The organism is Prevotella sp. tc2-28 (assembly GCF_900107705.1).
GTDB lineage: Bacteria > Bacteroidota > Bacteroidia > Bacteroidales > Bacteroidaceae > Prevotella.
Genome location: NZ_FNRE01000001.1, coordinates 272,485 through 297,226, shown reverse-complemented (window position 1 = coordinate 297,226; position 24,742 = coordinate 272,485). Strand labels below are relative to the sequence as shown.

Genomic DNA, 24,742 nt, shown 5'->3' with positions numbered 1-24,742 from the left:
TGTGGATTTCAGGACGATTGTTGATATTGAAAAGCCCGGCTTTCAGATTAAGCCATGTGAAGAGATACTTTTCGTAGGCTCGTGTTTTGCTGACGAGATAAGTAGACATTTCCGGGACAATGGTTTCCTGGTAACGGCAAATCCCTATGGCGTGATGTATAATCCTGTCAGCATCTTACACACGATAGCACGCTATGAAAATGCTCCTCGTATTGTATTCCTGACACTGGGTACTAATCATGTCTACCGTCTAAAAGAAACGGGAGAGATTGTGGACAACTGCGAAAAACGTCCACAGCATCTTTTCCAAGAAGAACAACTCACTGCTGATGAGTGTGCAGAAAATCTGCAAGAAACCATAGGAATCTTATGTCAAAGGAATCCTGATGTCCAGGTTGTCCTAACAGTTAGCCCTATTCGCTATCGTAAGTACGGCTATCATGGTAGTCAACTCTCTAAAGCTACGTTGCTTTTAGCTGTGAATAAGGTGTTAGAGGATTGTCAAACTGGTCATGTTTGTTATTTTCCCGCCTATGAGATTGTTCTGGATGAACTACGTGACTATCGGTTCTATGCTCCAGATATGCTTCATCCATCTGAGCAGACTGTAGACTATATATGGGAGCGATTGGTCGAAACCTATTTCTCTTTGGAAGCCAAATCCTTTTTGGAAGAATGGCGCCCTATACGACAGGCTCTTCATCATAGGCCTTTTAATCCTGAGGCACCAGCCTATAAAGAATTTAAGGATAAAACTATGTTAAAACTATCCGAGTTGCGCAAAAAATACAGTAACTTTGCATTATGAATTACACCATAGAAAAAATTACGACGCTCATAGGAGCTCGTCGCATCGGTACGGCTGATGCTATGATTGGATGGCTGTTGACGGACAGTCGTTCACTTTGTTTCCCTGAAGAAACCCTGTTTTTTGCCTTGAAATCTTCGCGCAACGATGGTCATCACTATATCAGTGAACTCTATCGTCGAGGTGTTCGCAACTTTGTTGTTAATAATGTGCCTACTGACGGGCAGTACGTTGATGCCAACTTCCTGATTGTCCCTTCTCCGCTGGCAGCCTTGCAGCGACTGGCAGAGCGTCATCGTGACGAGTTCGACTGTCCAATAGTTGGCATTACGGGCTCAAATGGCAAGACGATGGTCAAGGAATGGCTTTACCAGTTGCTTTCTCCTCAGATGGCAGTTACCCGTTCCCCCAAGAGCTATAACTCGCAAATAGGTGTTCCGCTGAGTGTCTGGTTACTTAACGAGCAGACGCAGGTAGGCCTTTTTGAAGCAGGTATCAGCGAACCCGGTGAGATGGAGGCTCTTCATGATATCATACAGCCTACCATCGGTGTGCTGACCTCTCTGGGTGCGGCTCATCAGGAGAATTTCCGTTCTTTGGAGGAGAAATGTAATGAGAAACTGCACCTCTTTCATGGTGCCAAAGTCATTGCCTACAATTCTGACGACGATGTTGTCAGCCGTTGTATACGTCGCAGTGGCTATCACGGGGAGAAGATAGGGTGGAGTCGTGAGAATCCATCGGCTACACTTTATATTGCTGATGTGACGAGTCAAGATAGTGGTACTAGCCATACTGGTTTGACGACAGTATCCTATATATATAAAGGTTCGCGAGGAAGTTACGACCTTCCTTTCTTCGATGAGGCTTCTCTACAATGCTCGTTTGCATGTGCAGCCATTGCCCTTTATCTTGGTGTCCTACCAGAACAGTTAGCCGAACGGATGGCAATACTTGAGCCGATAGCCATGCGTCTGGAGGTTAAGGAAGGACAGCGTGGCTGTCTATTGATTAACGACTCTTATAATTCGGATATCAATTCATTGGCAATAGCGCTCGACTTTATGTCAAGGCGTACATCAGCCAAGGAGTCGATGCTCACTGGGAAAGTGAGACAGACACTTATTCTCAGTGACATTTTTCAAAGTGGGATGACGCCTGTCGACCTCTATCGAGAGGTTAGCAATCTCTGTCAGAAACGTGGCATTAACAAACTTATTGGAATCGGACCGCACATCACTTCCCAACGGGCTGCTTTCTCCGTTGATGAGAAGTATTTCTTCGCCACAACAGAGGAATTTCTGCGCAGCGATGTCTTCCGCATGCTGCATGATGAGGTGGTATTGATCAAGGGAGCCCGTCCTTTCGGATTCGACCGCATCACAGAACGCTTGGAGCAGAAAGTGCATGAAACGATTCTGGAAGTCAACTTGAACGCATTGGTCAACAACCTGAACTACTATCGCTCTTTCATGAAGCCGGAAACAAAGCTGGTTTGCATGGTGAAGGCCGATGCCTATGGAGCTGGAGCTGTGGAAGTGGCCAAGACGTTGCAAGACCATCGTGTAGATTATCTGGCTGTTGCCGTTGCTGACGAGGGCGTAACGTTGCGTCGCCATGGTATCACCCAGAATATCATGATAATGAATCCAGAGATGACGGCTTTCAAGGCGATGTTCGACTATGATTTGGAGCCAGAGGTTTATTCTTTCCGGCTGTTGGAAGCACTTATTCAAGCTGCGGAGAAACAGGGTATCACAGGATGGCCTGTACATATAAAGCTTGATACGGGCATGCATCGTCTTGGCTTTGATCCAGAAAAAGACATGGAGCGCCTTATTGACCGCTTGCATCATCAGAACGCTGTCATCCCGCGTTCAGTGTTCAGTCACTTCGTTGGTTCCGATAGCGAAGACTTCGACCGCTTCTCTGCTGAGCAGTTCCGTAAGTTTGATAAAGCTAGTACTCAGTTGCAGGCAGCCTTTAAACATAAGATACTTCGCCATATTTGTAACTCTGCCGGAATCGTTCACTTCCCGGAGCGGCACTTGGATATGTGCCGACTTGGTCTAGGCTTGTATGGTTATGACCCTATGGATGCAAGTTTGACTAATTCATCTAAACAAGCTGGTTCCCTTCAGCCTGTCAGCACACTCAAGACCACCATTCTGCAACTCCGACAGGTGCCCAAGGATGAGACGGTGGGTTATAGCCGCAAGGGTATCTTGAAGCGTGATTCCGTGATAGCTGCTATTCCTATCGGCTATGCTGATGGACTCTCCCGTCATCTTGGACGTGGAGCAGGCTATTGTCTTGTCAATGGTCAGAAGGCTCCCTATGTGGGCAATATTTGTATGGATGTCGCCATGATTGATGTTACTGATATTCCCTGTCAAGAGGGCGACGGCGTGGAAATTTTTGGCGAGCACCTGCCTGCCAATGTGCTCAGTGAGGTATTGCAGACCATTCCTTATGAGGTGCTGACAGGCGTCAGTGGTCGTGTCAAAAAAGTATATTTCCAAGATTAATTCTTTGTCAATTATAAAATATTTATTATCTTTGCAGCCACAACCGTTTCTTTGAGACGCTTGTTAGTAAGAAAACTACGCTTAAAAACAAATAAACAAATCTAATGGAACAAGTCTTTAGCTACATTATCAGCCTTGGTGCCTCGGTTATGATGCCTATTCTGTTTACTATCATCGGCCTTGGCATCGGATTGAAATTTGGAAAGTCGCTCAAGTCAGGTCTTTATGTTGGTGTCGGTTTTGTTGGTCTCGGTATTGTGACAGCCCTGCTGACCACTAATTTCGGCGGACCGTTGAGTGAAATCTCTGAACTCTATGATTTACAGTTGAAGGTGTTTGATATGGGTTGGCCTGCTGCTGCTGCCGTTGCCTATAACACGGCTGTCGGTGCACTCATTATCCCTATCTGCCTGGGTGTCAACTTCCTTTTGCTGATTACAGGCTGCACCCGTACGGTGAACATCGACCTGTGGAATTACTGGCACTTCGCCTTCATCGGTGCCGTTGCCTATTTCGTTATGGGACAGAGCCTCGTCTGGGGCTACTTTGCTGCTATCGTGTGCTATATCATCACGTTGGTAATGGCCGACCTTACGGCAGACAAGTTCCAAGAATACTATACTGAGTGGCAAGGTATCTCTATTCCACAGCCTTTCTGTCAGAGTTTTGTACCCTTTGCCTTGCTTATCGGTAAGGCGCTGGACAAGATTCCTGGTTTTGAGAAACTGAATATCGATGCTGAAGGCATGAAAAAGAAGTTTGGTGTCATGGGTGAGCCTCTGATACTGGGTGTTATCGTGGGCGCCCTGATTGGTGTACTGGCACAGCTTGACATCAAGAAGGTGCTGTTCCTTGGAGTGACTATGGGTGCTGTCATGGAGCTCATTCCCCGCATCACATCACTCTTCATCGAAGGTTTGAAACCCATCGCAGAAAAGACCCAGGAGGTAGTCAAGAAGAAGTTTAATGGTAAGAAGGTATACATAGGTATGTCGCCTGCTGTCGTTATCGGTCATCCTACGACCTTGGTGGTATCGCTGTTGCTCATTCCCGTTGCCCTTGGCTTGGCTGTCGTGCTGCCAGGTAATCAATTTTTACCTTTGGCATCCTTGGCGGGCATGTTCTATTTGTTCCCCATGGTACTGCCTTTTACAAAGGGAAATGTGGTGAAGACCTTTATCATCGGTCTGGTAGCATTGGCCATCGGACTTTACTTTGTCACAGATATGGCTCCAGCCTTCACACAGGCAGCCCACACGGTCTTCGAACAGACAGGCGACAAGGCAGCTGACATCCCCGCAGGTTTCGACGGTGGTGCTCTTGACTTCGCCTCGTCGCTCTTCGGCTGGGTCATCTATAAATGCGTCAATTCGCTAGAGTATGTAGGTGCAGCTATCTTGAGCGTCATCACCATAGGCATGGTGGTATGGAACCGCCAGCGCATAGCAAAAGAGAACAAAAACAATCAATGATATGAAAAAGACTATTTTGGGTATTGCCCTGTTGATGGGCACGCTGAGCCTGTCTGCCCAACAGGACGTTAAGTTTCAGACGGCTTGTCATCCTGCCGATGTGAAGGGTTACGACACGAAGACGCTTCGTGAGCGCTTTGTCATGGAGAAAGTCATGGAGGCCGACAAGATTCATCTTACCTATTCTCACTATGACCGTTTCATCTTCGGAGGGGCCATGCCTGTCAAGAAGACTTTGAAGCTGGAGAATTTCCTTGAGCTGGGTCTTGATGTTGATCCAGGCATTAAGGAAAAGTATTTTCTCTACAACCGTGAACTCGGTGTCGTCAACTGCGGCGAGGGCGATGGTGTCGTCATCGTCGACGGAAAAGAGTACGCCCTGTCACCCAAGGAGGCTCTTTACATTGGCCGTGGCCACATTGCCAAGGGTAAGGATGTGAACAAGGAAGTGCTGTTCCGTTCAAAGGATGCTTCGAAACCTGCCAAGTTCTACCTGAACTCCGCCACGGCTCATCAGCACTACAAGACCCAGTGGATTACGCTGGACGGTCGTAAGGGTTCGCTGAAGGCTGCCGTATGGGGACCTGTCGGTTCGCTGGAGGAGTGTAACAACCGCACCGTTTATAAACTCATCGTCAACGATGTGCTGGAAGAAGGTCCCTGCCAGTTGCAGCTTGGTCTTACCCAGCTTAACCCAGGTGCAGCTTGGAACACGATGCCCCCTCACACCCACGGTCGCCGCATCGAAGCCTACTACTACTTCAACCTGCCTCAGGAGCAGACTATCGCCCACATCATGGGTGAGCCTCAGGAAAGCCGTGTCGTATGGCTGCATAACGAGCAGGCAATCATGTCGCCTGAGTGGAGTATGCACGCTGCTGCCGGTACCTACTACTACACCTTTATCTGGGGTATGGCCGGTGAGAATCTGTACTATAACGACAAAGACAATATCCCCGTCATTGACATCAAATAAATCCAGAATACTATGAGTGCTATACAAACTACCAAGATGTCCAATTTCCGTTGGGTCATCTGTGCCTTGCTCTTTTTGGCAACAACGGTCAACTACATGGACCGCCAGGTGCTTTCGCTGACCTGGAAAGACTTTATTGCTCCCGAGTTCCATTGGGACGACAACGACTATGGTACCATCACCGGATGGTTCTCCATCTTCTATGCCATTGCCAACCTCTTCGCTGGTAAGTTCATCGACTGGATGGGCACGAAGAAAGGTTATCTCATCGCCATCTTCGTATGGTCGACGGGTGCCGTGCTGCATGCCGGTTGCGGATGGGCAGCCATGAACATCGAGGGCTACGACTCCATCGAAGCATTGCGCATGGTGCAGGCAGGCTCTGATGCCGCTGTGGCCATTGCCACCGTTTCCGTCTGGCTCTTCCTTTCCTGCCGTATGATTCTCGCCTTGGGTGAGGCAGGCAACTTCCCCGCCGCCATCAAGGTTACTGCCGAGTACTTCCCGAAGAAGGACCGTGCCTTTGCCACCTCCATCTTCAACAGCGGTGCTTCAGTAGGCGCGCTGGCAGCTCCTGCCACCATTCCCCTGTTGGCCCGTGCGTGGGGCTGGGAGATGGCCTTCGTCATCATCGGTGCTTTAGGATATATCTGGATGGCGCTGTGGATATGGGCTTACGAGAAGCCTTCCAAGAACAAGCGCGTCAACCAGGCAGAGCTCAACTATATCGAGCAGGATGTCGACATCTCCGACGTACAGAACAAGCAGGAGGCCAAGGAGGAGAAGACCATTCCTTTCTGGCAGTGCTTCAAGTACAAGCAGACCTGGTCGTTCATCGTGGGTAAGTTCATGACCGACGGTGTGTGGTGGTTCTTCCTGTTCTGGGCGCCCGCCTACTTCTCCGACCAGTACGGCTACACGTCCGACTCAGCGATGGGTATCGCCCTTATCTTCACGCTCTACGCCATCTGCACCGTGCTCTCTATCGGTGGTGGCTACCTGCCCAAGATATTTGTCGAGAAGTACGGCATGAACCCCTATGCCGGCCGTATGCGTGCCATGTTCATCTTCGCCCTGTTCCCCGTGCTCGGCTTGTTTGCCCAGCCCTTGGGAGCGTATAGCGCATGGTGGCCCGCCATTCTGATTGGCCTGCTCGGTGCCGGTCACCAGTCTTGGTCTGCCAACATCTTCTCTACCGTTGGCGACATGTTCCCCAAGTCGACCATCGGCACCATCACAGGTATCGGCTCTATGGCCGGCGGTGTAGGCTCGTTCCTTATCAACAAGGGTTCCGGTATGTTCTTCACCTGGGCCGACGGTCAGGGCTCGGCCTTCCAGATGTTGGGCTTCGACGGTAAGCCTGCCGCCTACATGGTGGTGTTCTGCATCTGCGCCGTGGCCTACCTCATTGGCTGGTGCATCATGAAGGCGCTCGTGCCGAAGTACAAGCCTATCGTACTGGAGTAATAATCAGTTATTAGTATTGAAAACAAGGGTTTCTCAATCGAGGAACCCTTGTTTTTTGAGCGTCTGCAGGAGCGTGGCTGACATGGCCTCGTTGTCCTTGCGGGTGTACCGGATGTCGGTGAAAATCTGTGCGAGGGTGTCCTTGCGGTTGATGCGCAGGAACTCGATGTTCTCGGGCAGGTGCTCCTTGTCGTAATAATACTTGTCGATGTCGATACCCAGATAGTCCTGGTAGGTCTCGTGGTGTACGAAGCTGTCTAGTGGCAGTCGGTCGGAGAGTGGAGGCTGCTCGTCGGGCCATCCCACGGTGAGCGTGGCCACGGGCATGACCAGTCGGGGCAGCTCGAGGATGTCGATGATTTGCTGAGGCTGATAGACGGTGGTGCCCAGGTAGCAGTAGCCCAGCCCTTCCTCGTCCATGAGGTTGCAGAGCGTCTGGGTGTAGAGCAGTGCGTCGGTGGCAGCATTGATGAACGACAGGAAGTTGTCGTAGCCCGGCTCCGCCTGTCGGCAGCGTGCCCATGTGCTGGTGCGGTTGAAGTCGGCGCAGACGGTGAGCACCACGGGAGCCTGGGTCACCATGGGCTGGTTGAAGTGGGCTGGCGCCAGCCGCTGCTTCATTTCGGCAGAACGGGTTACTACTACGGAGTACAACTGCAGGTTGCCCATGGTCTGGGTGCGGCAGGCCTCGGTCATCAGGCGGTCCAGCAGTTGGTCGCTTACTTCTCTCTCACTGTATTGGCGTATGGTACGCCTTGTTGCTAAGTTCTTCATGGCTGCAAAGGTAGTGCATTCCGCCCAAATGACCAAATAATCCGCGGTGTTAACATTTTTTTTAGTGCCCGTTGCCCGCGTTTGGGCTTTTTTTCGTACTTTTGTCTCGCTGTCATGCAGCAGACAGCAGATAGAACTATGAAGTACGCAACATACATCAAGAAGATTGAGATTGACGCCCTCTGGAGCGGCAAGAAGCACATCGTCTGGACACTCGACCCGCACGTCAACGTGTTGAGCGGCATCAACGGCGTGGGCAAGTCGACCATCCTGAACAAGGTGGTGAAGAGCGTCAACACGAACGGCGACGTGACCAACCACCTGCTCAAAGGTGTCCACCTGCTGATGGAACCCGAGGACGCATCGCACATCCGCTACGACATCATCCGCTCGCTGGACTCCCCCGTGCTGGACCTGGAGACGATGAGCCATGTGGACGCCCGCATCACCTCGGCACTCGACTTCCAGCTGTACCACCTGCAGCGCAAATACCTCGACTATCAGGTGAACATCGGCAACCGCATCATTGCCGAACTGCAACAAGGCAATACCGATGCCGCGCAACAACTGTCGCAACCCAAGAAGCGGTTCCAGGACATCGTCGACGAGCTGTTCGCCGAAACCGGCAAGAAGATTGTGCGTACCGAGAACGAGATACGCTTCTCGCAAATCGGCGAGACACTGGTGCCCTACCAACTCTCCAGCGGCGAGAAGCAGATGCTGGCCATCCTGCTCACCGTGCTCGTGGAAGACGGCCAGCCCCACGTGCTCTTCATGGACGAGCCCGAGGTGTCGCTGCACATCGAGTGGCAGAAACGACTCATCGACCTGGTGCTGGAACTGAACCCTAACGTGCAGATCATCCTGACCACCCACTCGCCGGCAGTCATCATGAGCGGATGGATGGACAAGGTGACGGAAGTGAACGACATAGAGGTTAACGGATAGAAAATGGGTAACCGGCTGAGTGATAATCTGAATTCAAGCTACTTCGAGGCGGCCAACAAGCTGAAGTCGAAGACGGCGCGGCGCAGGATCGTTGCCTACGTCGAGAGCTACGACGACATCTTCTTCTGGCGAACCGTACTCACACGCTTTGAGGACGACACCCGATACTTCGAGGTCATGCTGCCCACACACCGCAAACTGGAGCGCGGCAAGAAAGCCGTGCTGGCCTTGCAAGGACTGGGCGAGGCGATGATAGCCTGCGTGGATGCCGACTACGACTACTTGCTGAACGGCGCCACCGAACAGTCGCGCAGAGTGCTCGAGAGCCCCTACGTCTTCCACACCTATGCCTATGCCATCGAGAACCTGCAATGCTACGCCCCCTCACTCCACGACGTCTGTGTGGCAGTGACGCTCAACGACCACCGCATCTTCGACTTCGAAGACTATCTGCGCCAGTACAGCGAAACCATCTTCCCGCTGTTCGTATGGTCGGTATGGGCCTATCGCACCGGGCGACATAATCATTTCTCCATGTCAGACCTGTCACGCGTGGCCGACCCCGGCGGCTTCAATGTGTCCAATCCCCAGCCGTCCATCGACCATCTGCGCCACAAGGTGAGCACCCGCGTCCACCAACTGCAGCAGCAGTATCCCGGTGCCAAGGAAGAATACTTGCAGACCAAGGAGCTCGTCAAGTCGCTGGGTGTGACGCCGCAGACCACTTACCTCTATATGCAAGGACACAGCGTGTTCGACAATGTCGTGGCACCTATACTAAATAAAGTGTGCGGCAAGCTGCGCCTGGAACGTGAGGAGGAGATATGCCGCACGGCGCGCCACTTCACCCAGCGCCGCAACGAAATGTCCTGCTACGAACACTCGCAGCAGGACATCCGTCAGATGTTAAAGAAGAATATGGGCTATATGTTGTCCGAATGTTTTCGCCGCATACAGCAGGATATCAACACATTCCTTACGAAAGAACGTACGTCTCAAGAAACTTAATCGTTCCGCTGGTGCGCACCTCCTGAGCCGTTGCCGGGATGAGCATGCTCTCGCCCTCGCGGAAGATGCACTCCTCGCCGTCAACGGTCAGCGTGCCTGTTCCCTTCAGGCCAATGAGTACGACGAACGAATCGAGGTCGCTATAGTCGATGCACATCGGTTCGGTGAGGTCGTAAACGGCGGTATTGAAGTAAGGACACGCCACGAGCAGCTGGCTCTCATCCTTGCGGGCGGTGTAGTTCGTGCGGTAGTCGGGGAGCACGTGGTAGTCAATGCTCTCAGCAGCCTCCTTGGTGTGCAACTGCCGCAGGTTGCCGTCCTTGTCGCGCCGTTTGTAGTCATAGATGCGGTAGGTGACGTCAGAAGTCTGCTGAATCTCCGCCAGGTAACAGCCGGCACCGATGGCATGGATGCGCCCGGCAGGAATGAAGAAGCAGTCGCCCGCCTTCACCTGATACTGTGCCAGGGCGTCGCAGATGGTGTCGTTCGCCACCATCTCCTGATATTCTTCGGGTGTTATCTGCTGTCTCAGTCCGTTGTAGAGCATGGCGTCGGGAGCCGAATCCATGACATACCACATCTCTGTCTTTCCGCGGGGCTTGCCCTGGCGGTGAGCTGTCTCGTCGTCGGGATGCACTTGGATGCTCAGGTTCTGGTGCGCATCGATAAACTTGATAAGCAGTGGGAACTCATCGCCGAAGCGTCGGTAGTTGGCTGCTCCTACCAGCTGGTCTTTCAACTTGCGGACGAGTGCGTTGAGCGACTCTCCGTCTTTGGTCAACGTCTCATTGTCCTGGACACCGCTGAGTTGCCAACTCTCGGTGCCCCAGATAAGCGTTTTGACTAGTGGGGTGAATTGATAGAACTTCATCATGTATAGTGTTAACTGTCTTTCCAGAATGCACGAGTGAACAATACCAGTACCGACATAATTTCCAGACGCCCTACCAGCATGAGGAAAGAGCAAAGCCACTTGACCGTATCTGGCAGTTCCGACCACGACATCACCGGACCTATCTGCGTGCCCAGTGTGGGACCTACGTTGCTGATACAGCTAAGGGCAATGGTAATGGCATTGGTGTTGTCGATGCCTGACGCTATCATCAAGGTCGCCGTCAGCAGGACCATGATAGTGAAGATGGCAAAGAATGCCAGCAGGGTGCTGAGTTGAGACCGCGGTACGGGAACGCCGTCAATCTTCACAGGTAATACGGCATTAGGGTGGAGCAGTCGGTGGAACTCGTTGCGAAGCACCTTGAACACCATGACACAGCGGATGCACTTGAAACCGCCAGTGGTAGAACCCGAACAAGCTCCGATAAACATCAGACAGGCTAGGATGACCCACGTGATGTGTGGCCACATGGCGGCATCATCGTTGAAAAGCCCCGTGGTCGTGATGAACGACACCACCTGGAAGAGGGCGCTACGGAGGGCATGTTCCAAACCATAGCCATTGCGTGTGATGAGCAAATACATAATCCATACCGTGGAAACGAAGATGATGCTAATGTACATCTTGAATTCTGAACTCTTCAGCAGTGCACCCGGCCGGAGCTTGAAGATGCTGGCATAGAGCATCATGAAGTTGATGCCTGCAAGGAACTGGAAGAGAATGGCAAGATATTCGATGGTGGGTGAACGGAAGAACTCCGTGGAGTCGTTGTGCGTGGCAAATCCGCCTGTGGCTGTCGTTGTCATGGCGTAGTTGATGCTGTCGAACAGGTCCATGCCTGCAGCATAGTATGAAAGGATACACGCGATAGTGAGTGCCAGGTAAATGGACCATATCCATTTGGCCATCGTTGAGAGGCGTGGGTGCATCTTGGTGCGTAAAGGTCCGGTGGCCTCAGCGGCAAACACCTTCACAGAACCACTTCCCACCATGGAAGGGAGAATGGCGATGGTGAAGAACACGATACCCAGTCCGCCTATCCATTGTGTCTGGGTGCGCCAATAGAGTGTGGCATGGGGTAGCCACTCCACGTCGTCGAGGATGGAAGCTCCCGTGGTGGAGAAACCTGACATCGTCTCGAAGAAGGCATCAGTCACATGTCCTATATAGCCACTGATAAGGAAAGGTAGCATGCCAAATAAACTGAACACAATCCATGTGACCGTAACCAGTAGGTAAGCGTCACGGCGACTCAGGTTGTTGTCGGCATTGCGCCCCAGGTATCTTAGTACAAAACCGCTGCAGAGCGTAAGGAGCGCGGAAATGAGGAATGCAACGAAGTCGTCTTCCTGATAGCAGAAGGCAATGGTTGCACAGAAAAGAAGCAGCGATCCCAACATGAAGAGCAGAGCCCCCAGTACCTTATATATCAGTTGGAAGTTCACCATAACGTGTCGGTCTTGAAGTATTTCTCCAACTTCTTCAGGTTCTGCTCATGACAGAATACCATGACAGAGTCGCCAGCCATAATGCGGGTGTTACCATTGACCAGGATGCCTACGTCATTGCGGACCAGTCCGCCGATGGTGACACCGAAAGGAAGGCCTAAATCCTTGACCGCCTTTTTGGTGACCTTGGAGTCTTCTGCTGCCACGAACTCGGCAACGTCAGAGTCGACCATCATCAGTGAACGCACGTTGCTCACGTCGGCATCAAGCATCATTTGGTAGATATGGTCGGCTGCCAAAGTCTTTTTGTTAATGATGGTTCCAATATCAAGACTCTCCGCCATTTCGACATAATCCAGGTTCTCAACCATAGCTACGGTCTTTCGGACTCCCAGTCGCTTGGCTGTCAGGCAAGCAAGGATGTTGGTCTCTGCATTACCCGTAAGGGCAACGAAAGCTTGGGTGTTCTGAATGCCTTCCTCCTGAAGCAAACCAAGGTCACGGCCGTCACCATGGATAACCATCGTGTCGACATCGTTCAACTGCTCATTCAGTTGTTCGCAGCGCGACTCGTTAGCCTCGATGATTTTCAGGTTCATATAGTCGGGAGCTGTCTTCGCTACGCGTACAGATGTCTTGCCGCCTCCCATAATGATGACATTCTTTACATCGGCATAGTGCTCCTTGCCGGAAATCTTGCGGATATAAGGAATGTATTCACGGGTGGTCATAAAATAGGCGATGTCGTTGATGCGCAACTCGTCGTTACCGCTCGGTATCAGCGTGTCATTACCCCGTTTGATAGCCACGACATGGTAGGGGTCGTCGGGACCACATAACTCACGCAGTGGCTGGTTAAGGACTTCGCACGTTTCGCGCAGCTTGATGCCCAGCATAACCAATGCTCCTCCGTGTACATCCCACCGCTGGCGTACCCACGACATCTTCAGTCCGTTGGTAATGTCAATGGCTGCCAGCGCCTCGGGGTAAATGAGGGAGTTGATGCCCATCTGTTCGAAGAACGACAGTTGGGCTGGAGCCAGGTATTCGATGTTGTCAATACGCGCTACCGTTTTCTTGGCTCCCAGCGCATGGGCTATCATACATGCTGTCATGTTGCGACTCTCGTCGGTGGTGACACCCACAAAGAGGTCGGCATCCTCTACACCTGCTTCCTTTAGCGTCTGGATGCTGGTGGGTGAACCGTGCAGGGTCATGATGTCGTACCGACTTTCCAGTCCGGCCAACCGTTCCACGTAGTCGTCTACCAGCACACAGTCCTGGTGGTCTTTCGACAGTAGTTTAGACAGGTGAGTACCTACGGCGCCTGCCCCGCCAATGACTATTTTCATAAAAGTCCTTGTATAGTTTCCCTGATATGTTCCTCGTCAATGCCTACAATGTTCTGTAGTTGTGCCACCGTACCATGTTCCACAAAGTGGTCGGGCAGTCCGAGACGCTTGATAACTGGCGTATAGTCGTGCTCGCTCATCCATTCCAGGATGGCTGAGCCCATACCTCCGTTACGTACGCCGTCTTCTACAGTGACGATCTTCTTGAATTTGCGGCCTATCTCATGGAGCATCTCTTCATCGAGCGGTTTAAGGAAACGTAAATCGTAATGAGCAACCTTAGGGGTGAATGAGGCAATAGCTTTCGCTGCCGTGACGCCAATAGGACCAATGGTAATGACGGCCACGTCAGAACCATCTTGTAACTTGCGACCCTTTCCGATGGGTATTGCTTCAAGCGGACAGCGCCAGTTGACGACAGATCCATTGCCACGGGGGTAGCGGATGACAAAAGGTCCCTGATTCGGCAATTGTGCGGTATACATAAGTCGACGCAATTCGCACTCGTCCATTGGGGAGGAGATGGTCAGATTGGGAATGATGCGCAGGGCTGCCATGTCGAAGGCACCGTGGTGTGTAGGCCCGTCCTCGCCAACCAAACCTGCACGATCCAGACATAGAACTACGTTTAGTCTGAGAATGGCTACGTCGTGTATGATATTGTCGTAGGAACGCTGTGCAAAAGCACTATAAATGTTACAAAACGGTATCAGCCCTTCTTTTGCCATACCCCCTGAGAAAGTGACAGCATGTCCCTCGGCAATACCCACGTCAAAGGTGCGCTCAGGTATCTCCTTCATCATGATATTCATGGAACAACCTGTTGGCATGGCAGGTGTGACTCCGATAATATTCGGGTTCTGTCGAGCCAGTTCCAGCAACGTATGGCCGAACACATCCTGAAAGCGTGGGGGCATATTAGTTGTGTCCCTGACCAGTCGTTCTCCCGTTTCGGGATCGAACTTACCTGGTGCATGCCAAATGGTGACATCCTTCTCGGCAGGTGCATAACCGTGGCCTTTCTGGGTGTGCAGATGGAGCAACTTGGGACCTTTCATGTCCTTCAGTTGGCGCATGATGCGTACCAGTTCCTTGACATTATGACCATTGAAGGGCCCGAAATAGCGGATGTCCATACCTTCAAACACGTTCTGCTGATGAGAAATGGCAGACTTTAAGGCGTTTGACAGACGGATGATGCCTTTGCGGCGGTCATCATTAAGCAGTCCCTTGTTGTGCAGCCATCGCGAGGCCTTAAAGCGCAGGGCATTGTATGTCTCGTTGGTATTGAGTGACAGCAGGTATTCCTGCATGCCGCCAACAGCCCGGTCAATAGACATGTTGTTATCATTCAGAATGATGAGGATGTCACTCTGCGAGGAAGCTATATTGTTTAGTCCTTCGTAGGCCAGACCACCCGACATGGCGCCATCGCCAATAATAGCTACCACATGTCGGTCCTTACCTTCTGTCTTGGCGGCAACAGCCATGCCCAATGCTGCGGAGATGCTGTTTGAGGCATGCCCGCACTCAAAAGTGTCGTAAGGACTCTCCTCTGGAGATGGGAATGGACGGATGCCTCCCAGTTTTCGGTTGGTACAAAACTGCTCACGTCGGCCAGTTAAAATTTTATGTCCGTAGGCCTGATGGCCCACATCCCATACAATGCGATCTTCTGGTGTGTTATAGACATAGTGAAGGGCTACCGTAATTTCTACAACGCCAAGACTAGATGCCAAATGGCCAGGGTTTACAGACAGTTCTTTGACAATGTCTTCGCGAAGTTCCTGACACACTTCTGGTAGTTGGTCGACGCTCAGCTTCCTTAAATCATCCGGATATTGTATTTGGGCTAATAATCCCATATTTCCTTATTCCTTATTTATTATTATTTTGCAAAGGTAGTGTAAAATGATTAAATGGCAAAATAAATTAGGGAAATCCTTGCAGTTTACATAAAAACTTTATATATTTGCACAAAATAATACGCTACAGTTCATCTAACCTATGCTATATATAGACTTGCCCGAGGCATATAAAGATAGACAATTGTCATTCTATTTGGCAATGGAGGAGTTCGTGGCCCGTCAAATGGATATTGACGATTGTCTGCTGATGTGGCAGGTCGGGCCTAGTGTAATCTTCGGGCGTAATCAGTCTGTGGAAAGTGAGGTGAATCTGGCGTTTTGCAAAGCTCATCAAATTAATGTCTACAGAAGGAAAAGCGGTGGTGGCTGCGTCTATGCTGACCACGACAATGTGATGCTTTCGTATATCAGTCAAGGTGATAATGTGGGGCAGGCTTTCAATCGCTTTATCCAAATGATGCTCCTGGTTCTGCGACGAATGGGCGTTGAGGCTGTTAGTACGAGTCATAATGACGTTATAATTGGCGACCGGAAAGTTAGTGGCACTGCGTGCTACCAAGTAGGTGGAAAGAGTATAGTACATGGAACGTTGCTCTATGACACAAATATGGACTATATGCTACATGCTATCACACCGAGCAGTGAGAAACTTCACCAGAAGGGTATACAAAGTGTCCGCCAGCGAATCACGCTCCTAAAAGACCATGTGACGCTGACGAAGGAAGAGGTAAAATCTCTTTTTCGGACTACCCTCTGTCAGGGAGAACGTCTACTGACATCCGAGGAGGTAACTGCCATTGAAGTATTAGAAAAGGAGTATCTGTGTAAAGAATTTATCAATAAGCTATAAGTATTTAATAACTAAGGACAATATGGAAAATAAAAGAACTTGTCTCTATGACAAGCACGTGGCGCTAGGAGCTCTCATCTCTCCGTTTGGAGGATTTGACATGCCTATCCAGTATACCAATATCGTGGACGAACATCAGGCTGTTCGTCAGGCATGTGGTGTGTTTGATGTGAGTCATATGGGTGAGGTGCTCGTTAGCGGAACGGATGCAGAACGCTATGTGAACACCCTCTTCACCAATGATGTTAGAGAGATGCCCGTTGGGAAAATTCTTTACGGCATGATGTGTTATGAGCATGGCGGGGTCGTTGATGATTTATTGGTCTATAAAATGGCTACCGACTGCTTCTTCCTGGTCATCAATGCTTCGAATATTGACAAGGACTGGGCATGGATACAACAGCATGCCACTGGTTATGACGTGACATTGGAGAACCAAAGTGACTATTATGGAGAACTGGCCATTCAAGGTCCTGATTCTGAGCAGGTCGTCAAGGAAGTGTTGGGTATTGACGGCTCAGATCTCGCATTCTATACTTTTAAACCTCTTCGTTCGTCTATTACTCCTTCTCCCTCTCCTCTGATTAGCCGTACTGGCTATACAGGTGAAGATGGTTTCGAGGTGTATGCTGACGCAGCTTTTATCAATGAGTGCTGGGACAAACTGGTAAGTAGCGGACGTTGTAAGCCCTGTGGCTTAGGTTGTCGCGACACGTTGCGCTTCGAGGTCGGATTGCCCCTCTATGGAGATGAGTTGTCTGAAGAAATTACTCCCATTATGGCGGGCCTAAGCATCTTTGTCAAACTGGATAAGGATGAGTTTATCGGCAAAGATGCCTTGGTACAACAGAAGGCAATAGGTGCTCCCCGTAAGTTGGTAGGTATCGAATTAGCCGATAAGGCAATTCCACGTCATGGCTATGCCGTACTAAAGGACGGTAAGCAGATAGGTGAGGTGACGACCGGCTATCACACCATCTCGACCGATAAGAGCGTATGTATGGCACTCATTGACGCCTCTTATGCTGTTTTGGGAACGGAGGTAGAAATACAAATTCGAAAGAAAACGTTCCCAGGAACGGTTTGCAAGAAGAAATTTTACGAGAAACATTATAAGAAATAATAACTAAAAACAAGAACAATGGCAAAAGTATTAGAAGGACTCTATTACACAGAGTCACACGAGTATGTAAAAGTAGAAGGCAACATCGGTTATGTAGGAATTACGGACTATGCCCAACATGCATTGGGTAACGTCGTCTATGTCGATATGCCTGATGTAGATGATGAGGTTTCTGCCGGTGAGGAGTTTGGTGCTGTGGAGAGTGTCAAGGCTGCTAGTGACCTTATCTCACCAGTTACAGGAGTTGTCCTTGAGGTCAACGAAGCATTAGAGGACGAGCCAGAACGTATCAATGCCGATGCTTATGAGAACTGGATTATTAAAGTGGAACTGTCTGACAAAGGTGAATTGAAGAACCTGATGGACGCTAAGGCATATACGGAATTCTGCGAACAATGACCTATAAGTATTTTCCCCATACTGACGAAGACTTACGGCAGATGATGGAGAAGGTTGGCGTGCAGTCACTGGATGAATTGTATGCCGATATTCCTGATAATATCCGTTTCCGTAAGGACTATGACATTCCTTTGAGTGCCAGTGAACTGGAAGTTCGTCAGGCTTTTGAACGACTAGGCTCTTGCAACCAGCAACTGACCTGTTTTGCTGGAATGGGAGTTTACGACCATTATACACCGTCTGTCATTCCGAGCCTATTACAACGCTCAGAATTCTTAACAAGTTATACTCCGTATCAAGCAGAAATATCACAGGGCACGCTGCATTATATCTTCGAATACCAGTCGATGATGGCAGAACTGACAGGTATGGATATTTCCAATGCCTCGATGTATGATGGCACAACTGCGGCTGCTGAGGCCATGATGATGGCTGTGGCTGCAGGGAAGAAGGCAAGGAAGCTACTGGTGACAGAGGCTTATAACCCCTTGACTTATGAAGTGCTAAAGACCTATGCTTTACACCAGGACATAGAGTTGATAACCATCCCTGTAGAGGATGGAGTAACTACCCTTAATGCCCTTAAATCAAAACTTGTCCAGTATACTGGAGAGGTTGCAGGTGTTATCGTGCAACAGCCTAACGTTTATGGTATTGTAGAAGACTTTACTGGCTTCGCCGATGCCTGTCACGAGCATAAAGCCCTATTTGTCATGGACAGTGTAGCCGCAGACTTGGCGATATTGAAGACACCTGCAGAGTGGGGGGCTGACATCGCCGTTGGTGACGGACAGTCATTGGGAATCCCGATGGCTTACGGAGGTCCTTATGTTGGCTATATGTGCTGTACGGAGAAACTGATCCGCAAGATGCCCGGACGTATTGTCGGCAAGACTGTTGACAATCGTGGACAACGTGCCTTTGTATTGACATTACAGGCTCGTGAACAACATATCCGTCGTCAGAAAGCTACGTCGAATATATGTTCCAACCAAAGTTTGATGGCACTGCATGTAACGATGTATATGGCGCTGATGGGACGACAAGGGTTGCGTGAGGCTGCAGAACAGAGTTATGGAGGTGCTCACTATTTGTGTGAAGAACTGGTGAAGACTGGTCATTTCCAACTGGTTTATGATAAGCCCTTCTTCAATGAGTTCTATGTCAGGTATGACGGTGATGCCGATGAATTGTACCGCCGCTTTTTAAAAGCAGGCATCTTGGGAGGTGTACGCTATCGGGATGGTTTCCTCTTTGCGGTTACCGAGAAACGTACGAAGGAAGAAATGGATAACCTTGTAAAACTGGCAGCTCTATGAACAACCGACTATATGGAAAACTGATATTCGAACTCTCTAAAGAGGGACGAAAAGGATATAGCCTACCAAGAAACCGTTTTGAAGGCTATGAAATCCCCCAGGAGATATGTCGTGGACAAGAGGCGCAAATGCCTGAATGTGACGAGATGACAGTGGTGCGTCATTACACCAATCTCTCGCAAAATAATTTCGGCGTGGATAATGGATTCTATCCACTGGGGTCATGCACGATGAAGTATAATCCGAAGATTAATGAGGAAATGGCAGCTCTTCCCCAGTTCCAGAACTTACATCCCTTACAGCCCGATGACACTGCCGAAGGTGCGCGTGCCGTTATGGTGATGCTGGAACGTTTGCTGTGCCAGTTGACAGGTCTTCAGCATTTTACCTTCAAGCCCTATGCTGGTGCACATGGTGAACTGACTGGCCTAATGGTGATAGATAATTATCATCGTTCCCAGGGAGAATGGCAACGCAAGAAAGTCATCGTGCCAGATTCGGCACATGGCACGAATCCTGCCTCAGCTGCTGTCTGTGGGTTAGAGATTGTCGAGGTAAAATCTACCTCTGAAGGACTAGTAGATTTGGTTGATTTGGAACGACTTGTTTCTCAGGAAGGTCCGAATATTGCTGCCATGATGATGACTAATCCCAATACACTGGGTCTTTTTGAGCGTCAGATACCGGAAATCACCAAACTCATCCACGACTGCGGTGGGTTGATGTATTATGATGGAGCTAACTTGAACCCTATGTTGGGAGCTTGTCGACCAGGGGACATGGGATTTGATGTGATGCATATTAACCTGCACAAGACTTTCTCAACGCCTCATGGTGGAGGTGGTCCGGGTAGCGGACCTGTCGGCGTGCGTGAGGGACTACAGCCTTTCTTCCCCGTGGTATCGCCTTATCATGGTAATTTCACGGTTATGATGCGTGCTTTGGCCTATATCATGACGTTGGGTCGCGATCATGTGAAGGAAGTTGGTCCGTTGGCTACATTGAATGCAAACTACATCAAGGAGTCTTTAAAAGATGTCTATGAATTGCCCATCAGTGGATTGTGTAAGCATGAGTTCGTATTCGATGGCTTAAAGGATAAGTCGACGGGGGTTACCACGATGGATGTAGCCAAGCGTCTGCTGGACTACGGCTACCATGCACCGACGATTTACTTCCCGTTGTTGTTCCATGAGTCTCTGATGATTGAACCTACAGAGAACGAGTCGTTAGACACCATCAATGGCTTTATAGCGGTAATGCGTCGGATTGCTGAAGAAGCCAAGAATAATCCGGAAATGGTGAAGTCGGCACCTCATGATACCCCCATAGGGCGCGTGGATGATGTGCTGGCAGCCAAGCATCCGATAGTAACCTACAAGCAACTTATCAATGATGCAGACTGATCTTCTCATTATCGGCGCGGGGCCTGGTGGTTACCGCGCCGCTGAATATGCAGCCAAGCAAGGACTGCAGGTGGTTATCATAGAACAGGACGAGGTCGGAGGTACCTGTCTGAACCGAGGGTGTATCCCCACCAAGACCTTTGTTCATAGTGCTTCGTTTGCAGAAGCCGTGGAGCGCCAGCAGCAGGTGGTTAGCCAGTTGCGTAGTGGGGTAGAGGGCATTCTTTCTGCCCCAGGAATCACATTGGTGCGTGGACATGCGGCTTTTGCCGACGCTCGCTCTGTCTCCGTTGGGGATGATATCATTAGTGCTCGGCATATCATCATAGCCACAGGTAGTAGTGCCAAGATGCCACCTATTGAAGGTCTTGATGACCCTCGCGTGATGACGAGCACAGGACTATTACAATTAAGAGAACTGCCCAAGCGGCTTTGCATCATCGGTGCAGGCGTTATCGGAATGGAGTTCGCTTCTGTATTCCAGCGTTTCGGAACGGAGGTTACGGTGATAGAATTCTTAAAAGAATGTCTGCCTATGCTGGACAGTGATGTAGCCAAGCGACTACGTAAGCTGATGGAAAAAGCGGGTATTGTTTTTAAGATGAAAACGGCGGTTCATTCTGTTGATGATATCGATGCAGACGCAATCTTGATAGCTACGGGGCGTAAGGCTAATACTGAGGGACTGAACCTGGCTGCTGCAGGTATCACTCTCGCTCCTAACGGAACGATTCCTGTAGATGACAATTTCATGATTAATGCTCTCTCCAGTGTTTATGCCATTGGTGATGTGAACGGGCGTCAGATGTTGGCTCATGCTGCAGAGATGCAAGCCATGCGTGTGGTGAACCATATCGTGGGAAAATCGGATGGCATACGTTTTGATGTGATGCCGGCAGCAATCTTTACAAAACCCGAGGCTGCCTGTGTAGGTGTCAGCGAAGACCAACTGAAGGAACAGGGTGTTGACTATAAGTGTCACAAGTCGTTTTGGCGTGCCAATGGTAAGGCGTTGGCGATGAACGAGAGTGAAGGATTACTGAAACTTCTGGCTGATACTGATGGGCGTATTTTGGGCTGTCATGCTTTTGGCGCTCATGCAGCCGATATCATTCAAGAAGTCAGCGTGTTGATGTGTCGTGATACCACAGTCTGTCAGTTGCGTGATATGGTACACATCCATCCGACACTCAGTGAAGTGTTGAAGGCTGCTGTGGAATAAGCAGCCTTCAGACAGATACCTCTGCCTTGATATGGGGCCATGGGTCATAGCCTTCTAGCTCAAAGTCCTCGAACTGGAAATCAAAAATGTTTTTTACATCTGGATTGATTTTCATCGTGGGTAGTGGGCGAGGCTCACGGGTCAGTTGAAGCCTAGCCTGCTCCAGATGGTTCAAGTACAGGTGGGTGTCACCTGTGGTATGGATAAAGTCACCAGGCTTGAAGCCTGTCACCTGTGCCATCATCTGCAAGAGTAGGGCGTAGGAGGCGATATTAAAGGGTACTCCAAGGAACGTGTCGGCAGAACGTTGGTAGAGTTGTAGTGACAAGCGATCGCCTGCCACATAGAACTGGAAAATGGTGTGGCATGGGGGCAACGCCATCTTGTTCACTTCGGCGACATTCCATGCAGAAACAATCATGCGGCGTGAGTTAGGATTGTTTTTCAACTGGTCCACCACATATTGTATCTGGTCAATAACCCCTCCGTTGTAGTCGGGCCATGAGCGCCATTGGTGACCATAGACGGGTCCCAACTCGCCATTCTCGTCAGCCCACTCGTTCCAGATGCGGACACCATGTTCCTGCAGGTACTTTACATTTGTGTCACCTTTGAGGAACCAAAGTAGTTCGTAGATAATACTTTTCAGGTGCAGCTTTTTCGTCGTCAAAAGCGGAAAGCCGTCTTCCAGATTGTATCGGCTTTGCGTTCCGAAGATGCTGATGGTGCCAGTTCCTGTGCGGTCACCTTTCTCGGTGCCCTCCGTCAGGATGCGGTTCAGTATGTCTAAGTATTGCTTCATATCTTTTTTAGTATAGGTTCGTATGCTGTGGGTATATGTGTGGTCTTTATTCTCCAAGGTTTGGGATAGAGATTGTTGGCACGTGTGCCGATGTTTTTCACCTGTCCTAAGATCTTTCCCATGAAAGACACCTCTACCAGTCCTTTGGGAACATCACCGGAAAGGACCAATGATTCGCCTCGCAGGAATTTCAGGGCATCTTCATAGGATAGTCCTGCCTGTGGGAGTGCTCCCTCATGACGAGCCGTAATGTCGTTGGCGACGAGCCGTAATGTCGTTGGCGACGAGCCGTAATGTCGTTGAGAATGAGCCGCCACCCCTCTCTTGCGGAGCACGCAGACAAAGAGTCCTTCGCTGCGGCTGATACCAGGGATGAAACGATAGACAGGCTCCTGGAATCCCTCGAGCAATGACCCTGTGATGGTCCATTCTGGCTTTATCTCTACTTTCAGCACTTCTGCATCATACTCATTGAGTATCCAACGGATGTTCTCCTCGTTTTCCTTCGTGTTAAACGTGCATGTGCTATATATCAGGAATCCCCCCTCATTCAGGCAAGCCCAGGCATCGGCAACAATCTCACGTTGCAACTGCCAGCACTTCTCCACCTGCTGGGGACTCCATTCGCGGATGGTGCTCTCGTCCTTGCGAAACATCCCTTCCCCCGAACAGGGCACATCGCACAGAATCAAATCAAACTTCATCTTCGCCTTGCGATAGTCGCGTGGATAACAGTTGGTGACGAGGTGATTCTCGTAGCCCCACTTCGTTACATTCTCCAAAAGGATGCTGGCACGATTGCGAATGGGCTCGTTGGAGTAGAGCAAACAATCCGCTGGAAGTGCTGAGCGGAGTAGGGTGGATTTTCCACCAGGAGCAGCACAGAGGTCGAGAGCAGTAAGAGGTCTAATGGCTGATGGCTGATGGTTGACGTATGCGTTATGCATTTGTCTCAACACCTCGTCAAGGAACATCGAAGCAGCTTCCTGCACGTAATAGCAACCTGCGTGAAACAAAGGGTCCATGGTGAAGTTTGGACGTTGCTTCAGGTAATAGCCCTCTCGGCACCAAGCCACCGGTTCACCATCAATGACTTCCAACCTCTGCCCTCTGCCTTCAGACATCTTTTTCGGGTTCAGTCGGATGCTGACAGGAGCAGGCTCTTCAAACGATTTAAGGTATCGCCCGAAGCGCTCCGCACCCATTAATTGACGGGTATATTCGGTGAATTGAAGTGGTAATTGTGCCATTCGCTTGCAAAATTAAAAAAAAAATTGCATCTTTGCAACTAATTTGGCAAGGATTCCGTCAAACAGATAAAGAAATCAAAAAAAGTAAAGGTATGAAAAAGGTGTTATTATCTGTTATTGCGCTTGGGATGCTGACCGCTTGTAACGTACATTTTACTAAAAGAGTAAAGGCACAGGCAGAGGAACAGCGCCAACTGAAAGGCTTTGAGCGCATAGAGCTGTTAGGCTCGCTGGACGTGAAATATGAGCAGGCTGACTCGTTCTCTGTGGTGGTGAAGGCTCCCCAAAAGGTGATAGATGATGTACAGACCCGTGTGGAGGGTAACAAGCTGGTGGTCAATATGAAGGGCAGCAACAAATTCCTGAATATGGGCGTCTCTGATAGCAAAGGCGTGACGGTCTATGTGACATCACCCGATTTCATCGGCATCGAACTGAAGGGGTCTGGCGATTTTGAATGCAAGAAGCTGCTGGATACCGACCGTCTCGATATTGTGCTGAGAGGCTCTGGCGACATTGCATTTGACGACATTATCTGCGACCAAGTCAATGTGACGCTGGTAGGCTCGGGCGATGTGGATGTAAAGCATGTGAAGGCCCTGCGCTCCACAGTGGACTTGGTAGGTTCCGGCGACGTCAAGATGCGCTTTGATGACAGCGGTGAGGTGGAGTCACTCCTGACAGGTTCTGGCGACATCACACTGTCTGGCGCTGTCAAGAATTACAAATCACATGTTCGTGGTTCAGGTGATATGCACACGGAAAAACTGAACATTGGCGAGGGCACCCGCATAGTCAACAAGTGAAAACAAAACAAACTAACATAA

The 24,742-nt window shown here is 50.1% G+C and carries 21 protein-coding genes; 14 read left to right on the top strand and 7 right to left on the bottom strand.

The window, feature by feature from the left end:
* Window position 1 precedes the first annotated feature (1 nt).
* The 5 genes from BLU47_RS01155 to BLU47_RS01135 all read left to right on the top strand — a co-directional run bounded on the left by BLU47_RS01155 (window position 2) and on the right by BLU47_RS01135 (window position 7,251).
* Window positions 2-808 carry a GSCFA domain-containing protein gene (locus tag BLU47_RS01155; RefSeq protein ID WP_091957349.1) on the top strand — a complete coding sequence of 269 codons (807 nt, stop codon included), beginning with the start codon at window positions 2-4 and terminating at the stop codon, window positions 806-808.
* Window positions 805-3,336 (top strand): bifunctional UDP-N-acetylmuramoyl-tripeptide:D-alanyl-D-alanine ligase/alanine racemase, encoded by a 2,532-nt coding sequence (locus BLU47_RS01150; RefSeq protein WP_091957347.1) that lies wholly within the window; start codon window positions 805-807, stop codon window positions 3,334-3,336. The genes BLU47_RS01155 and BLU47_RS01150 overlap by 4 nt, the downstream gene beginning before the upstream one ends.
* A 104-nt stretch (window positions 3,337-3,440) precedes the next feature.
* Window positions 3,441-4,808, top strand: coding sequence for a PTS galactitol transporter subunit IIC (locus BLU47_RS01145; RefSeq protein WP_091957345.1), 1,368 nt, complete (start codon window positions 3,441-3,443; stop codon window positions 4,806-4,808).
* Between the two features lies 1 nt (window position 4,809).
* A complete protein-coding gene (kduI, locus tag BLU47_RS01140; RefSeq protein WP_091957344.1) occupies window positions 4,810-5,784 on the top strand; it encodes a 5-dehydro-4-deoxy-D-glucuronate isomerase in 975 nt (324 codons plus the stop codon).
* 12 nt (window positions 5,785-5,796) lie between these two features.
* Window positions 5,797-7,251, top strand: coding sequence for an MFS transporter (locus tag BLU47_RS01135; RefSeq protein ID WP_091957342.1), 1,455 nt, complete (start codon window positions 5,797-5,799; stop codon window positions 7,249-7,251).
* A gap of 33 nt (window positions 7,252-7,284) precedes the next feature.
* Here BLU47_RS01135 and BLU47_RS01130 read toward each other — a convergent pair whose 3' ends face one another.
* Window positions 7,285-8,025 (bottom strand): nitroreductase family protein, encoded by a 741-nt coding sequence (locus BLU47_RS01130; RefSeq protein WP_091957341.1) that lies wholly within the window; start codon window positions 8,023-8,025, stop codon window positions 7,285-7,287.
* Between the two features lie 138 nt (window positions 8,026-8,163).
* On the opposite strand from BLU47_RS01130, the gene BLU47_RS01125 reads away from it, so the two are divergent.
* Both BLU47_RS01125 and BLU47_RS01120 read left to right on the top strand, forming a co-directional pair.
* Window positions 8,164-8,973, top strand: a complete 810-nt coding sequence (locus tag BLU47_RS01125; protein WP_091957339.1) for an AAA family ATPase — start codon at window positions 8,164-8,166, stop codon at window positions 8,971-8,973.
* Window positions 8,974-8,976: 3 nt separating this feature from the next.
* The gene (locus BLU47_RS01120) at window positions 8,977-9,981 is read left to right on the top strand and encodes a DUF4435 domain-containing protein (protein ID WP_091957338.1); all 1,005 of its coding nucleotides are present in this window, start codon (window positions 8,977-8,979) and stop codon (window positions 9,979-9,981) included.
* Here BLU47_RS01120 and BLU47_RS01115 read toward each other — a convergent pair.
* The 4 genes from BLU47_RS01115 to dxs are packed head-to-tail and all read right to left on the bottom strand — an operon-like array spanning window position 9,950 to window position 15,541.
* Window positions 9,950-10,852: a type I phosphomannose isomerase catalytic subunit gene (locus BLU47_RS01115; protein ID WP_091957502.1), complete on the bottom strand. Its 903-nt coding sequence runs from the start codon at window positions 10,850-10,852 to the stop codon at window positions 9,950-9,952. The genes BLU47_RS01120 and BLU47_RS01115 overlap by 32 nt on opposite strands.
* Window positions 10,853-10,863: 11 nt before the next feature.
* Entirely contained in the window at window positions 10,864-12,324 is a 1,461-nt protein-coding gene (locus tag BLU47_RS01110) for a TrkH family potassium uptake protein (protein WP_091957336.1), read from the bottom strand.
* Window positions 12,318-13,676 (bottom strand): Trk system potassium transporter TrkA, encoded by a 1,359-nt coding sequence (trkA, locus tag BLU47_RS01105; protein ID WP_091957334.1) that lies wholly within the window; start codon window positions 13,674-13,676, stop codon window positions 12,318-12,320. Before trkA ends, BLU47_RS01110 begins: the two co-directional genes overlap by 7 nt.
* Entirely contained in the window at window positions 13,673-15,541 is a 1,869-nt protein-coding gene (gene dxs, locus BLU47_RS01100; RefSeq protein WP_091957333.1) for a 1-deoxy-D-xylulose-5-phosphate synthase, read from the bottom strand. Before dxs ends, trkA begins: the two co-directional genes overlap by 4 nt.
* A gap of 142 nt (window positions 15,542-15,683) precedes the next feature.
* Here dxs and BLU47_RS01095 point away from each other — a divergent pair, with 142 nt between their 5' ends.
* Genes BLU47_RS01095 through BLU47_RS01070 form a run of 6 tightly spaced genes read left to right on the top strand, consistent with a single transcriptional unit; the run spans window position 15,684 to window position 21,863 of the window.
* Window positions 15,684-16,394, top strand: coding sequence for a lipoate--protein ligase family protein (locus BLU47_RS01095; RefSeq protein WP_091957331.1), 711 nt, complete (start codon window positions 15,684-15,686; stop codon window positions 16,392-16,394).
* Window positions 16,395-16,416: 22 nt separating this feature from the next.
* Window positions 16,417-17,517, top strand: coding sequence for a glycine cleavage system aminomethyltransferase GcvT (gcvT, locus tag BLU47_RS01090; RefSeq protein ID WP_091957329.1), 1,101 nt, complete (start codon window positions 16,417-16,419; stop codon window positions 17,515-17,517).
* Between the two features lie 18 nt (window positions 17,518-17,535).
* Complete coding sequence (gcvH, locus tag BLU47_RS01085) at window positions 17,536-17,916, top strand: glycine cleavage system protein GcvH (protein ID WP_091957328.1); 381 nt, start codon at window positions 17,536-17,538, stop codon at window positions 17,914-17,916.
* On the top strand, window positions 17,913-19,235 hold the full coding sequence (gene gcvPA, locus BLU47_RS01080; RefSeq protein WP_091957326.1) for an aminomethyl-transferring glycine dehydrogenase subunit GcvPA: 1,323 nt from the start codon (window positions 17,913-17,915) through the stop codon (window positions 19,233-19,235). Before gcvH ends, gcvPA begins: the two co-directional genes overlap by 4 nt.
* Complete coding sequence (gcvPB, locus tag BLU47_RS01075; RefSeq protein WP_091957324.1) at window positions 19,232-20,641, top strand: aminomethyl-transferring glycine dehydrogenase subunit GcvPB; 1,410 nt, start codon at window positions 19,232-19,234, stop codon at window positions 20,639-20,641. The genes gcvPA and gcvPB overlap by 4 nt, the downstream gene beginning before the upstream one ends.
* Window positions 20,628-21,863 carry a dihydrolipoyl dehydrogenase family protein gene (locus tag BLU47_RS01070; RefSeq protein ID WP_091957322.1) on the top strand — a complete coding sequence of 412 codons (1,236 nt, stop codon included), beginning with the start codon at window positions 20,628-20,630 and terminating at the stop codon, window positions 21,861-21,863. The genes gcvPB and BLU47_RS01070 overlap by 14 nt, the downstream gene beginning before the upstream one ends.
* A 7-nt stretch (window positions 21,864-21,870) precedes the next feature.
* Here the strand turns inward: BLU47_RS01070 and BLU47_RS01065 are convergent, their stop codons facing one another.
* Together BLU47_RS01065 and BLU47_RS01060 are read right to left on the bottom strand one after the other, a co-directional pair.
* Window positions 21,871-22,665, bottom strand: a complete 795-nt coding sequence (locus BLU47_RS01065; RefSeq protein ID WP_091957320.1) for a thymidylate synthase — start codon at window positions 22,663-22,665, stop codon at window positions 21,871-21,873.
* Window positions 22,662-23,915 (bottom strand): methyltransferase RsmF C-terminal domain-like protein, encoded by a 1,254-nt coding sequence (locus tag BLU47_RS01060; RefSeq protein ID WP_091957318.1) that lies wholly within the window; start codon window positions 23,913-23,915, stop codon window positions 22,662-22,664. The genes BLU47_RS01065 and BLU47_RS01060 overlap by 4 nt, the downstream gene beginning before the upstream one ends.
* A 92-nt stretch (window positions 23,916-24,007) precedes the next feature.
* Between BLU47_RS01060 and BLU47_RS01055 the strand changes: the two genes are divergently transcribed.
* Entirely contained in the window at window positions 24,008-24,721 is a 714-nt protein-coding gene (locus BLU47_RS01055) for a head GIN domain-containing protein (RefSeq protein ID WP_143025416.1), read from the top strand.
* Window positions 24,722-24,742: the final 21 nt, after the last annotated feature.

Bases quoted from the DNA above. Each gene is read 5' to 3' on its own strand.
- BLU47_RS01065 (WP_091957320.1), bottom strand. From the start codon at position 22,665: ATGAAGCAATACTTAGACATACTGAACCGCATCCTGACGGAGGGCACC.
- BLU47_RS01110 (WP_091957336.1), bottom strand. From the start codon at position 12,324: ATGGTGAACTTCCAACTGATATATAAGGTACTGGGGGCTCTGCTCTTC.
- gcvPA (WP_091957326.1), top strand. From the start codon at position 17,913: ATGACCTATAAGTATTTTCCCCATACTGACGAAGACTTACGGCAGATG.
- BLU47_RS01145 (WP_091957345.1), top strand. From the start codon at position 3,441: ATGGAACAAGTCTTTAGCTACATTATCAGCCTTGGTGCCTCGGTTATG.
- BLU47_RS01060 (WP_091957318.1), bottom strand. From the start codon at position 23,915: ATGGCACAATTACCACTTCAATTCACCGAATATACCCGTCAATTAATG.
- BLU47_RS01115 (WP_091957502.1), bottom strand. From the start codon at position 10,852: ATGAAGTTCTATCAATTCACCCCACTAGTCAAAACGCTTATCTGGGGC.
- BLU47_RS01070 (WP_091957322.1), top strand. From the start codon at position 20,628: ATGATGCAGACTGATCTTCTCATTATCGGCGCGGGGCCTGGTGGTTAC.
- dxs (WP_091957333.1), bottom strand. From the start codon at position 15,541: ATGGGATTATTAGCCCAAATACAATATCCGGATGATTTAAGGAAGCTG.
- gcvH (WP_091957328.1), top strand. From the start codon at position 17,536: ATGGCAAAAGTATTAGAAGGACTCTATTACACAGAGTCACACGAGTAT.
- BLU47_RS01135 (WP_091957342.1), top strand. From the start codon at position 5,797: ATGAGTGCTATACAAACTACCAAGATGTCCAATTTCCGTTGGGTCATC.
- trkA (WP_091957334.1), bottom strand. From the start codon at position 13,676: ATGAAAATAGTCATTGGCGGGGCAGGCGCCGTAGGTACTCACCTGTCT.
- BLU47_RS01055 (WP_143025416.1), top strand. From the start codon at position 24,008: ATGAAAAAGGTGTTATTATCTGTTATTGCGCTTGGGATGCTGACCGCT.
- BLU47_RS01130 (WP_091957341.1), bottom strand. From the start codon at position 8,025: ATGAAGAACTTAGCAACAAGGCGTACCATACGCCAATACAGTGAGAGA.
- BLU47_RS01095 (WP_091957331.1), top strand. From the start codon at position 15,684: ATGCTATATATAGACTTGCCCGAGGCATATAAAGATAGACAATTGTCA.
- BLU47_RS01120 (WP_091957338.1), top strand. From the start codon at position 8,977: ATGGGTAACCGGCTGAGTGATAATCTGAATTCAAGCTACTTCGAGGCG.
- gcvPB (WP_091957324.1), top strand. From the start codon at position 19,232: ATGAACAACCGACTATATGGAAAACTGATATTCGAACTCTCTAAAGAG.
- gcvT (WP_091957329.1), top strand. From the start codon at position 16,417: ATGGAAAATAAAAGAACTTGTCTCTATGACAAGCACGTGGCGCTAGGA.
- kduI (WP_091957344.1), top strand. From the start codon at position 4,810: ATGAAAAAGACTATTTTGGGTATTGCCCTGTTGATGGGCACGCTGAGC.
- BLU47_RS01125 (WP_091957339.1), top strand. From the start codon at position 8,164: ATGAAGTACGCAACATACATCAAGAAGATTGAGATTGACGCCCTCTGG.
- BLU47_RS01150 (WP_091957347.1), top strand. From the start codon at position 805: ATGAATTACACCATAGAAAAAATTACGACGCTCATAGGAGCTCGTCGC.